This window comes from Algoriphagus zhangzhouensis (assembly GCF_900148515.1).
GTDB lineage: Bacteria > Bacteroidota > Bacteroidia > Cytophagales > Cyclobacteriaceae > Algoriphagus > Algoriphagus zhangzhouensis.
The window spans coordinates 63,519-76,534 of sequence record NZ_FRXN01000001.1 but is presented as its reverse complement, the minus strand read 5'-3'; the positions used below and the strand labels follow the sequence as shown (position 1 = coordinate 76,534).

Sequence of the window (13,016 nt, the reverse complement as noted above, 5' to 3'; positions counted from 1 at the left end):
CTAAGATTTCAATTCCTCTTTTAATTTTCTTTCAAAAGCTCCCAATACAGCATCTTTTGCCAAATACTTTTCTGCATAGAATCTGGCATTGGATTTTAATTGTTCGCTTCCTACTTTATTTAAGCCATCTTCAATTCCATTATATAAAGCATCGGCACAGCCTGGCTCCACTAATATCCCCATTTTATTATCAGAGACAACTTCATAAAGCGTAGTCTCTGGAACAGCAGTGATTACAGCCAATCCTCCAGCAGATAAAATCCCTGTCAATTTGGATGGCATCACCAAATCCGAGGCTTCTTTCTTTTGAAGAACTAAATGTAAGTCAGCGACTGCCAATAACTTAGGAAGGTCCTCATAAGCTTGAAGCGGAAAGAACATTACATTTTCTAATCCCATTTCTTCCTTCATAGCCTCTAGACGCTCTTTGGCTCCACCAGATCCAAAAATCAAGAACTTAATATTGGATTCTTCTTTAAATCGATCAGCTACCTCCAATATCAATTCTAAGCCCTGCTTCTCCCCAAGATTTCCTGAATAAAGAACAACCTTATCCTGATTTGAGATTCCAAAATTGGATCTTAACGAACTCTGCTTTTTAATTGGTTTAATAAAATCAGTATCCACCCAATTGGGAAACATAATTTGTTTAGATTCCTCAACTCCCTTGGAAGCAATTTTCCTTTCCATTCCCAAGCTGATTGTACTTACCCAATCACTTTGTTTTAGGAAAAAGCGCTCTACTCCAAACATGGCCTTTAAAAAGCCTTTGTTTTTTATCATCCCCATATCATTCACCACATCCACCTGAAGGTCCTGGATATGTGAAATCAACTTCCCTCCTCTTATCCACTTATAGAATAAAGGAAAGACTGTTAAATGAAAAGGTGGGTTAATGCTGAGCACATAATCATACTTTTTGGAGAAGAGAAGTTTCAACCAAACCGGAATAGAACTAATCAAAAAAGTACATTCATGCAAAATCTTCTTTGCAGCCGTAGGATTTGTTGGAACATAGAGAGGACAACGAAATACCTTTACTCCATCCTTTTTTTCCGTTTTCCAAAAATATTTGGGATAATCAGGATGATAAGTCCATTCCGGATAATAGGGATGGGCCGTTACCATAGTAACCTCATTCCCATTTTCCGCCAAAAAGGCATTCATTTCACCAGTATATTTACCAATTCCTGTTAAATCAGGTGCTGAATTGATTCCAAATACTAAAATTCGCATTTATTGTGGTTTGCCAATGGCGTAAACTCGAAATCCAATTTCCCTTAATTCTTCATGATTCAATATATTTCTACCATCGAAAATTTGAGCAGGTTTCAACATTGAATCATAAATTTTCTGCCAGTCATATGATTTAAATTCATCCCACTCAGTTAAAATAGCAATAGCATGGGAATCTTTACAGGCTACATATGGATCAATTTCAACTGAAACCAAAGTATCATTTTCTTCTTTTGAACGGGTTTGCAAATAGTTTAAATCGAATTTTATTTGAGTTTCTTTAACCTTTGGATCAAAAATAGAAATATTAGCCTTTTCATTCAGTAGGTGATCAGCAACATAAATAGCCGCCGATTCTCTGGTGTCATTTGTATCCTTTTTAAAGGCCCACCCTAAAAAACCTATCTTTTTACCACTTACTGTATTGTAAAGAGATTTGATGATTTTTTTAGCAAATCTACCTTTTTGATGATCATTCATTTTGATCACATGCTCCCAATAGTCAGCAACTTCTGTCAATCCATAGGATCGAGAAATATAAACCAGATTCAAAATATCTTTCTGAAAACATGAGCCACCAAAACCTACTGAGGCCTTCAAAAACTTACTTCCAATTCTACTATCCGCACCAATTGCTCGAGATACTTCATCAATATCTGCTTCAGTTACTTCACACAATTCAGAAAGGGCATTTATTGAAGATACTCTTTGTGCCAGAACTGCATTGGCTGTCAATTTGGATAGTTCAGAAGACCAAACATTGGTTGTTAATATTTTCTCTCTTGGGATCCAATGTGCATATACCTCAACCAATGCTTCAATTGCCTCTTTTCCTTCCTGAGAATTTTCACCACCTATAAGAACTCGGTCAGCCTTCTGTAAATCCTCAACTGCTGTACCTTCTGCTAAGAACTCCGGATTGGAAAGAATTTGAAATTTCACTCCCCCACCTGTATTTGATAAAATATCTTTTACAGCCTCAGCCGTTCTTACTGGAAGTGTAGATTTCTCAACAACGATTTTATCTGTACCCGAAGCAGCTGCAATTTGTCTGGCACAAAGCTCTATCCATTTCAAATCAGCAGCTTGGCCTTTCCCTTCCCCATAAGTCTTAGTAGGAGTATTGACAGAAATAAAGACCATTTGGGCTTCCTTGATAGACTTATCGACTTCTGTAGAGAAAAATAAATTTCTTCCTCTTGCTTCTGCTACAACCTGATCCAATCCTGGTTCATATACCGGCAGATTATCTAAGTTCTCGTCATTCCAGGCAGCGATTCTAGCTTCATTGATATCAACAACTGTAACTTTAATTTCAGGACATTTTTGAGCAATTACAGCCATAGTAGGTCCTCCTACATATCCTGCGCCGATACAACAAATATTGGAGATTTTCATTTAAATATGATAAGTATTTTTATAATAATTGAATTACGACATTAAAATTATTTTATATAATAAATAAGATTAAATTGGGAGCTATTCGAAAACTTATTATTCAAAGTTGGAAAAGAATCTTGGACTCCATTTGATTGAGACCAAAAATAATTATTAGTATAAGTAAAAAGCACCCTAGCACTTAGAAGTAAATTTTTCCATCTATGATTGATAATTGGTCCTAAAGTATAATCTACCCAAGGTTTATAACCATATGAAGATAAATTTGCAACATCATAAAAATCTGCATGTTGGACTAAGCGTTCAGAATAAAATCCAATTTTATTATAATTATTTATAACTGATAATTCAAATATCTGGATATTAGACCCAGTTCCAATTCCAACTCCCATAGCTTGATCGAAATTACTAAAGCCTCCAACAGTTCCATTTGTATGCCAAGCTTGATTACTACTAGGCCTTGTAATCCAATTTACAGATTGAAGTTGATGCGTTATTTCACTCCTTAACAGAATTTTTTTTGAATCAATCAAATTAATCGTTTTATTAAATCCCAAAATGAAAGCTCGACTATGTTCAGGGTTAAGTATTAAATCACGAATATTCAATGCATGATCTCTTCTGCCATATTCACCATAAAATTCAAATCCTAACCTATAAATAATATACCTAAAGAACACAGAAATTTGTTGATCTCTACCTTTATCAGATTTTCCTATCAAATCTGAACCAACTGCTTCTTTTGTTATACCCCAAAAAACAGGAAAAACATCAATAAATTTTTTTACGTTTACCGAATCTCTAAAAGTTTGAACGGTCCTAGTAGCTCCAACATGAAGACCTTTTACCCATTTAGGGTTCAAAGAAAAAGAAATAGCATTTAAATATCTTTCCCTTTTTTCAAGTGGGTCAAAATATTCTTCATTCAATTCTTTTATTTGAGTAGGCGCGTACTTTTTGGAATTCAAAAACCCTGAAATTAGCTGAAATTCAAAGGATCCAAAAAATGTTTTAGCGGGTCTATGGGTTCCAAAAACTCCATGTAAAAATCCCGGTGCATTATTTGAAATAGTAAGGGAATTCCATTGGCCAGGTCCCCACCATAAATTCCTATTAGATAATCCTAATTCAATAGCTCCTAGTTTACTAACAATTTTTGACTGCCCCAATCCTAATTTAAGATAATTACCAGAACCAAATAATTCTGGAGAATCACCACGTCTTAAATCCAAAAAATAACGACGGTTTAGATTGTCCTCTGCAAAACCAGAAAATCCATCGAAACTGGAATTACTAGAAAACACAAATTCAGGAAAAACTTCAATTGAAAAATATTTTCCTGATAAATAAATGCCTCCTGAAGTATAAATCTGAGCTCCTTTACTAGGAATCATCGCATATGGACTATACCAATAGGGCCTTTCAATATTATTAAAAAGTGAGAAATTTAGCGGAAAAAAACCAAATCGAATATTCTTTATTAATTGAATATTTTTTTCAGAATCAATTTTTGAACCCAAGCGGATCAAATAAGAATCATTTAAAACAGAATCGCTATATTTTAGCTGTGAAATTCTGTCCATTTCTTCAATTATTGGAAATCCTACAGGTAAGGTTTGACCAAAAACAAAAGATGTTATTGAAAAAAACAAAATAATGAAAATACAAATCCTCATAATTTCTTTAGATCAATAAATACATTATAAATTTTATTCTTTATAATCTCATAGCTAAAATTATTATGAAAATGATTAATAGATCTTTGTTTGTATTGTTGAAAATATTCAGGATCCATAAGAAGAATTGAATTTAAAGAAGAACGCAGCTGGTGTACTATATCATTTTCTTTATCAATCATAAATGAAAAATCACTATTTAGCATATCAGGAATACCAGCATGATTAGTAACTAAAGGAACACACCCTTGAGAAATAGCCTCAATAATACTTCTAGGAGAAGCTTCAATTTTGTAAGTAGTAGGTAGTGCAAACAAATCAGAAGATGAAAATATATTTTTAATTAAATTTCTATCACTGATTTTGCCATAAAATTTAATATTTGGAAATCCTTCAATTTCATTAAGAATTTTATTTTTTACATTTTCTTCACCTTCACCATAAATAAATAAGGTAAATTCATCCTTAGAAAAATATTTTACTGAATCTATTAAAGAAAAAATCCCCTTACTAGCAAATAAATTGCTCAAATAAACAATTTTATACGGTTTACTTGCGATAGAATTTAGATTATCATTACTATTAAAAATTTCATCTACAAAATTAGGAATCACAACAGACTGATTTTTAGGAACAAAGCTATTTTTTGAAAGAAGCTCAGAAAGAAAAATAAAATGAAAATTGGAAAACCTATATAAAAAATTAAAAGGAAATTTAGAAATTGAAAAACTCCCACTTCTAATATGACAAACAATCCTTTTTCTAAAAATTAAGAAAGGTAGATAAAACAAAAAATCTCTATAGAATCCCTTATTATTACTACTTGGAACAATATATAATACATCTGGAAACTTAATTATGAAAAAAAACCATAAGTAAAAAATAGTAAATAAATACTTAAAAAACGAAATAAAATAATAAAATAACTTGACAACAAAAGAAGCATTGTCAGTAGGATACCAGGTAATATTCCAACTGAAAGATTTAATGATGAAAAGAGGATTTTTTTCAAGCATATCTTTAACAAGGAAAGTACCAATATTTTGCCCATTAAAAGGAGGAGGAAAGCTACCAGCAATAAAGATTTTCAAAATAAATATATTAGTTTGTTATTTTTTTAAGACCAGTTGAGGAAATATTATCATTGTAAAAATTAATATCTTCAAGATTTGAAAAATACTTTGATATAGATCTATCACGTTTCATTGCGAAATTATAGTTACTATTAGCATCAAGCACATTAGATATTTTTGAAGTTTTGTTTCTCCTAGTCTCAACGATAGCTTGAGTCATTAAAACTTCATCATATACAAAACCTACTTCATTTAAAGAATTAATTATTGTTGAAATATCATTATTTATAAGATCATTATAGCTAATTTCCACTTTTTTAACAGAATTCCAGGATTTTAAATAGGAGGAAAAACCTTTAATTCCAGATTTAGATCTTAAAAATTGAGAAAAACTAACATCGGAAGATATAATTTTTCTTGCAATAGAATAATCATAAAAAGACATTAAAGTTTCACAATCAAGTCGATCTATATATAAAATAGAATTTCCTTTTAAAAAATACCTCAAAACAGAATAAGGAAGATGAGACTTAACAAATAAAACTGGAGAAACATCATTTACATAATTACTTAAAATTTTTCGAGAGCTTTTAATATTTCCCCTCCCTATCTCAGGTAAGATTTGATTTGTAAATTGATAATTAAAATCGTTAGTAAGATTATTTTTTATTTGAAAATATTTAGCAATGGCTAATCTAATTCTAGTATTACCAGATTTAGGATAACTTGCAACAATAATATCATTACTTTTCAAATTATAGAAATCACTGAAATAATTAAATACTTTTCTCATATATATTTTTGTATAATCTAATATATTGATTTGAATAATTCTCAATAGTCAATTTTTTTATAACAGATTTAGATTTCGATAGCATATACCGTTTCTGTTCTAAAGATAAAGATAAAAACAACTTAAGTGCTCTAAGTAAATCCAAATAATCACCTGGCTTAAAATAGATAACAGAATCTACAGTAAACCAAAGACGGTTTTGAGGAATATCCGATAAAATTAAAATACAATTTTGAGATAGTGCTTCAAAGGCAACATTAGGCATTCCTTCATAATAACTTGGAAGTATTAAACACTCTGAATGATAAAAATAATCAATAGGATCATCTAAATAACCAACAATTTCTAAATTTGAACATTTATTAAATTTATTTTTTATAGATTTAAATAAAGACCCAGTACCAACCAATTTAAGGTTTACTGAAGCATCATTTAACTTTGTGAAAGAATTCAATAAATCTAAAACTCCCTTATGCATTTCAAATCTACCTACAAATAATAATTCAAATTTCTTAAAATTTAAATCATTATGTAAGAGGGAATTATATTTAATAGCATTAGGAATAAATAAAAAATATTTACCAAATGCTAATCGATAGAAATAATTATGAATAGAACTTGGAGTATTAGATACTATATTAGAAAAAAAGAAGTAACATAAAAATTGATAGATTCTTTTTATTGAATTAAGTCTATATTTATTTCTAACACCTAAAATTGTAATTTTTCTAAATTTAAAAAAGAATAGAGGAGATAAATGAGTAAAAACATCAGGAATCCAAATATGAAAAATAAGATTATTAAAATTTAAAGAATTTTTAAGCATTAAAAATTCTGAATTACTTATGAACTTTATATTTGGAAAATCATTAAATGGAAAACTATCGTTGACAGTATTATAAACAACAAAATTTTGATATACATTTGTCAATGATTTAGCTAATAATAATAATTGAGTCTCAGCGCCGCCTCCACTAAGATTAGATGTAAAATGAAAAATTTTAATCATTAAAAAAATATTTGTTCAAATAAAAAGAACGTTTATCCTTTTTTGAAAGTTTTTTAGTATCAGATCCCAAAAGTTCAATTTTAGAAATATATTCAGAAATAGGCTTAATTACTTTAGCAGGAACACCTGCCACTACTACATTAGAAGGAATATCCTTTGAAACAACAGAGTGAGCTCCAATTACAACATTATCTCCTATATTAACACCTGGTAAAATTATAGATCCATAGCCTATAAAAACATTATTACCAATATTGATTGGCCTAACAAGGTCAATATTAGAATTCTTTCTTCTAATTACCCAAACACCACCATCATGCGTTTCAAACCTAACTTTTGTGGCACTTACATAATCTCCCATTTTAATTAAATAAGGTTCAGTGCTAAAATCTACTTTTATAAACCTACAACCTTTTCCAAATTTAACTCCAATTTTCCTTGCGTAACCAAGAGGTGAAATTAATTTATAAACAAAATAATAAATTCTTAACATTGTTTAAAATCTGATAAATTATTAATCATATGAACATTAGCTGAAATTGAACTAGAAATAATTTTACAGGGATTTCCTATAGCTATACAATTATCAGGAACATTAACATTAACAAATGAATTAGCAACAATTAGAGTATTATTTCCAACATTAATTCCTCCTATAATTACAGAACCAGGGCCAATAAAAACATTATTTCCTATTCGAGGAGAACCTACATTTTTACCATATTTTACATTACCTAATGTAACACCATGAAGTATATTACAATTATCACCTATAGAAACTTTAGAATTAATAACAATATTACCGAAATGAGGAAAAGCTAAACCTTTTCCTAAAGAAACAGATAAAGGAATTTGAAAACCATATTTAATGGAACAATGTTTATAGAACAAGTAAGAAAAAAAACCAAAAGGCGTAATTCTTGAATATCTTTGAGAAAGACGAAAATAAAACAGAAACTTAAAACCAGGAGAAGAATAAAGACATTTTAAAAATGAAAAAAAACCACATTGACCGGTAACCCTAAAAAGATCAGATTTAATATTACAAATAATTTCTTTCATTTACTATTAAAATTTAAAATAGAAATCCCCATTAAGGAGCCAAATGCTATTAAATAAACTTCATTAATTAACAAATAATTAACAGAAAAGCAATACAATAAAACTATATACAAAAAAGCTTTATAAAAAAGTAATTTATTTTCATTAAAAATATAAAAAGAAGAAGGTAAGCTATATATTGTCTTAAACAAAACAAATATAAAATATAAAACATATAAAATTCCAAAAGAAAATGAATCTTCTAAAAATTGATTCTGACTAGCAACTGAAAAAATCCCTCTATTAATAAAATCATTTCTCAAAGAAGGACCATACCCAAAAAAAGGGCTTTTTAAAATATATTCTAAATACTGGAATATTACCTCATATCTGTAATTAGCACTTACATCATTGTCAAAATTATTAGTATTAAATTCTATTAAAGATGTAAACCTGTTAATTATATCCCCATATCCTAATAAGGACAAATAACTGGAAGACAAATAAAAAATAAAAATAATTAAAAGAGCAAAAATTGGAACAGTAAAAAAAGTAAGAAATTGAAGAAAATATCCTTTTTTACTTTTTAAAAGAAACACGTCTTTAAAAACAATCCGAGGAAAATAATACATTAAGAAAAGAAAAAACAAAATAAAGACAGTTCTTGAACCAGTAAATAAAATACAAACTAACAACAAAACTATAAATAAAATAATCAAATAAATTGATTTATCATAAAAATAGGTGCCAAGAATAATAATAGAAGAAAATAAAAAAGCTCTAGAAACCATATTAGGATGATCAAAAAAACCGACTACTCTGATTTTTTCAGAAGAAATAAAAGCAATATCTTCAGTAGCACGGTTTAATGTCATAAAAGCTCTAATAATATCATAATATTCAATACTTAGCCAAACACCAAAAACAGTGATAATAAATGCAGAAATATAAAAGATACTAATCTTACTACTTGAATTATAATTAAAAAACAAGATAGAACTAGAGCAAAACATTCCTCCGGCTAATGAATAAATACCTAACCAATAAATCAATTGATTTAATGATATATTTCCTAAAAAAAAGTGAAATATTAATAGAATAATTGGAAGAAAAAATATTAAACATAACCAATGGAAAAAAATTGGAACTTTAAATAGAAAGGATAATTTAGAATTATTAACAATAATATAAAAAGAAAAAAATATAATTAAAAAAATTGACCATATATAAGTTTGTTGATTAATAATTAGTAATAATAATTTATAAGAATTAGTAAATTGAAGTAATAATAAAAAGAAAGTTAAAAAGGAAATTAACGAAGCAAAAAAATCCTTAAAACGTAAATTAGATATCATTTAATTATCTTTTTTAGATTAAGAAAATTTAGAATATTTTTCAAATCACTAATATTACATACGTTTAAAATATTTAAGAAAGCAAAGTACAAAAGAATTAGGAAAGGAAATAAAAAGTATATCAAATATTTAAATTCAAATATAGTTAAGCAAAAATTATTAATAAATACGCATACTAACCCACATATAAATATTTTTAAAACAATAGCTATTTCTCCAAAAAAATCACTATTTATAATTTTCCTTGATCTTGAAAAATTGATAAAAAAACTAAATACACTAGTCAACACATATCCAAAGATTAAATATTTAATATTTAAATAATAAACACCAAAAATAATAGTAATTATTTGGAATACTTTTTTTATAATTTCTAAAACTAGAATATTTGAAGTTTTATCAAAAACTTTAAAAATAATTCTATTAAACTGTTCTTGCATATAAAAAAAGGATGCAACAATAAACAATTGCAAATAAAAAACAGACCCTAACCATTTACTTCCAAATAACAAAAGTATAATAGGTTTAGAAAATATGAAGATAAACAAACCGAATAATCCTACAAAAACTGTAAATAAAATATTTATTTTATTATACACCCTACTAAATTCTAACTTATTATTTTGAGATTTAGATAAAACTGGGAATAAAACCCTTTGACTGAATGAATTCAAAATATTATTAGGAACTTTTTGCAATTTTTGAGCTTGATAAAAATAACCAACTTGAGTCACAGAAAAATATCTACCCAAGACAAGACTATATATATTTTCAAATGTAGTTTCAATTAATGAAGCTAAAGTAGTATTGACTCCAAATTTATAAGTCTTTTTAAAGGATTTAAAGGAGAACATATATCCACCATGAAAACCTTCACTTAAAATCAGGAAAATTGTTAAAAATAAAGATGTATTCAAAGGCAATAAGGCAAGAGCCCAAATACCAAAATCATTTAATGCAAGAACAACTGATATAATACTTGCTATTAAAGTAGAAGAAAATTCAAAAATAAAACGTTCTTTAAATTTCCAAGATCGTACTAAATTAGTAATATTAATAAGTTGAAAAGCATTAACAATCAATGTTAACCCAGTGATTCTTAAAAGGATTTCAATTTCGTTATGACCATAATATATAGAAATTTCTTCAGATGAAATCCATAAAATAATATATAAAATTGTGCTTACAATTAAATTAAATACAAAAACAGTAGAATAATCTAATGGATTTACTTTTTCCATTCTAATTAATGCTCCAGACAATCCGCCTTTGGCTAGGACATCTCCTAGTAAAACGAAAAACATAATTATACCCATCACACCAAACTGATCGGGAGATAAAAATTTTGCGAGCACAATATTGATACTTAGATTAACAATTACCGTTAAAAATTGTCCCCCAGAAGTCCAAATTAAGCCACTAAAAAGACTTTTCTTAATACTCTCACTCTCCACTACTTAAATATCCAAAATTTTCAAAATCCCTATTATATATTTCTAAAACAATTTCTCTTGATAAATCACTAATTTTATAATCAGAATTTTTAGAAAGAAGAAATTTAATAACCTTTCCATATGTTCTTTTAACAAGATTTCTATTTGAAAAATTTGTTTTATTATAATGCTTTAGCTTTGTATCTGATTTATAAAAATCTATTTTATTAGTAATCTTTATAAAATCATCATTTAAACTTTCAAACTTTCCAATAAAATCGACAAGACAATTACCATCTGTATCAAATAAATAATCATATGATGGCTTTAAGAAAAAATCAAACTTAGGATTATTAAGCAATAGTCTTAACTTCTTTTGAATAAATTCATCAAAACTATAAAGCTCATCATAACCTAAAAATTTATAGGTAGAAAATAATCTAGTAAAAGGATTTCTAACAAATGAAAATTTATAATATGAATCATACAATTCTCTAGAAATATAGTGATGATTAACATAATCACTTGCAAATAAATGTGAGACTCTTCTTGGACCTAACCTATTATTATTATTTTGCCCTAATAATAAAGAATGTCGATTATCCATATCAAGATCTAAATCTTCTAGGAAAACACGCTCAATACTTGTACCCGCCGCTTTTGGTACATGAACAAATATACATTTATGTTTATGTGATATCATTTAATTCAAATATTTCAAATTTAGTGAATCTAGAATTTCAGGATTAAATTTTCTAAAAACTGAATCTGTTTGACGAAAACCACCCACGAAAGTTTCTGAATCAATAATGACTCCTTTCTTACTTATTATATTTTTAATAATTCTTTGATCTATGTAATCCCTATTTTTAGGATTAGCTCCTGAATTATTCAAAACATAATTTTTGACATCAATTATTGGAATTGGAGTAATATTTTGATTCCAAATGGAGTAGTTCGAAACTAAATTTGAGGTATCTCCTCTATACAATTCAATTGGCTTACCATTCCTTTCAATTGCTAAATTATCTTTAAAAAATAATTCACACTCTCCATAAATAGCCTCAAAAAGCGGAATATCTTTCGAATTAATACCCTTTTCCATATAATTACCAACAATACTTATTCTACCTTTTTGAATTTTTCTATTGGCCCACTCCTTTTCTGATAGCCGATAGGCCATCGCCATTTTTCCAGGATTATAAATAAAATTATTCACTATGGCTCCAGATGCTCCTCCCTTAAAGATTGGATTTCTTCTATCATTGGAATAAAACAAATTACCAATAATCAAAACATCAGTTACATTATCATGTATTAACATACCCATAGAATGAGATACACTATCAGAATGTTTAGAATTTGCTAATCCTTCTGCAATTATATTATTGCTAAAAGTAATCCTATGTGAAGTATTATTTCTCCATTCATCAACAGTGTTCCCTTGAAACCTTGGCCCTGATGCAGATAAATTTTCATCAATAGCCCAAGAAAAGCTGCAATGATCGACTATAATATCATAAGCCCCTCCCATTGTAGTAATCCCATCTATTGAGTTACCATTTAAGGTATCACCAGGACGAATATGTAAGTGTTGTACAATCACATCATGAGTTGCTATTCTCAAACCTCCATTAATGATTGTAATTCCAACCTCAGGAGATGTTTGCCCTAAAATTCTCAAATAGGGGCATTCAATTTTAATTGATCTTCCTTTAAAATCTATATTTCCAGAGACCTCAAAAACGATTAATCTAGGTTCTTTAGCCAGTAAAGCGTTAATTAAAGATCCTTTTCCACTCGAATTTAAATTTGTGACTTTATAAACTTTTAAGGTTGGCCAATCTTGTTGAATTCCAGAAGTCCATCCAGTATTCAAGCCGTCTATATCAGATAATCCATAGGAATTAATCTCAATCTCATTATCTATAGTGGAAATTACATTCTCTATAAAGCAGAATATTGAATAGAAATAAATGATGGAATTAATTAAAACCAACTT

12 protein-coding genes are annotated in these 13,016 nt (G+C 28.1%); all 12 read right to left on the bottom strand.

Going from position 1 to position 13,016, the window contains the following annotated elements; genetic code table 11:
* Positions 1-1,236 (bottom strand): WcaI family glycosyltransferase, encoded by a 1,236-nt coding sequence (locus BUF13_RS00290; protein WP_073569760.1) that lies wholly within the window; start codon positions 1,234-1,236, stop codon positions 1-3.
* The gene (locus BUF13_RS00285) at positions 1,237-2,634 is read right to left on the bottom strand and encodes a UDP-glucose 6-dehydrogenase (protein WP_073569759.1); all 1,398 of its coding nucleotides are present in this window, start codon (positions 2,632-2,634) and stop codon (positions 1,237-1,239) included.
* Between the two features lie 47 nt (positions 2,635-2,681).
* Entirely contained in the window at positions 2,682-4,217 is a 1,536-nt protein-coding gene (locus BUF13_RS00280; RefSeq protein WP_208327353.1) for a capsule assembly Wzi family protein, read from the bottom strand.
* 89 nt (positions 4,218-4,306) lie between these two features.
* Positions 4,307-5,401 carry a glycosyltransferase family 4 protein gene (locus BUF13_RS00275; RefSeq protein WP_073569757.1) on the bottom strand — a complete coding sequence of 365 codons (1,095 nt, stop codon included), beginning with the start codon at positions 5,399-5,401 and terminating at the stop codon, positions 4,307-4,309.
* A gap of 10 nt (positions 5,402-5,411) precedes the next feature.
* Positions 5,412-6,176, bottom strand: a complete 765-nt coding sequence (locus BUF13_RS00270) for a sulfotransferase domain-containing protein (protein ID WP_073569756.1) — start codon at positions 6,174-6,176, stop codon at positions 5,412-5,414.
* Positions 6,160-7,185 carry a glycosyltransferase gene (locus BUF13_RS00265; protein WP_073569755.1) on the bottom strand — a complete coding sequence of 342 codons (1,026 nt, stop codon included), beginning with the start codon at positions 7,183-7,185 and terminating at the stop codon, positions 6,160-6,162. Before BUF13_RS00265 ends, BUF13_RS00270 begins: the two co-directional genes overlap by 17 nt.
* A complete protein-coding gene (locus tag BUF13_RS20825; protein WP_073569754.1) occupies positions 7,178-7,678 on the bottom strand; it encodes an acyltransferase in 501 nt (166 codons plus the stop codon). The genes BUF13_RS00265 and BUF13_RS20825 overlap by 8 nt, the downstream gene beginning before the upstream one ends.
* Entirely contained in the window at positions 7,672-8,247 is a 576-nt protein-coding gene (locus BUF13_RS00255; protein WP_073569753.1) for a serine O-acetyltransferase, read from the bottom strand. Before BUF13_RS00255 ends, BUF13_RS20825 begins: the two co-directional genes overlap by 7 nt.
* Positions 8,244-9,581 (bottom strand): O-antigen ligase family protein, encoded by a 1,338-nt coding sequence (locus tag BUF13_RS00250; protein ID WP_083586324.1) that lies wholly within the window; start codon positions 9,579-9,581, stop codon positions 8,244-8,246. The genes BUF13_RS00255 and BUF13_RS00250 overlap by 4 nt, the downstream gene beginning before the upstream one ends.
* Complete coding sequence (locus BUF13_RS00245) at positions 9,578-11,035, bottom strand: lipopolysaccharide biosynthesis protein (protein ID WP_073569751.1); 1,458 nt, start codon at positions 11,033-11,035, stop codon at positions 9,578-9,580. Before BUF13_RS00245 ends, BUF13_RS00250 begins: the two co-directional genes overlap by 4 nt.
* Positions 11,025-11,717 carry a sulfotransferase family 2 domain-containing protein gene (locus tag BUF13_RS00240; protein WP_073569750.1) on the bottom strand — a complete coding sequence of 231 codons (693 nt, stop codon included), beginning with the start codon at positions 11,715-11,717 and terminating at the stop codon, positions 11,025-11,027. The genes BUF13_RS00245 and BUF13_RS00240 overlap by 11 nt, the downstream gene beginning before the upstream one ends.
* A complete protein-coding gene (locus BUF13_RS00235; RefSeq protein ID WP_073569749.1) occupies positions 11,718-13,013 on the bottom strand; it encodes a hypothetical protein in 1,296 nt (431 codons plus the stop codon).
* Positions 13,014-13,016: the final 3 nt, after the last annotated feature.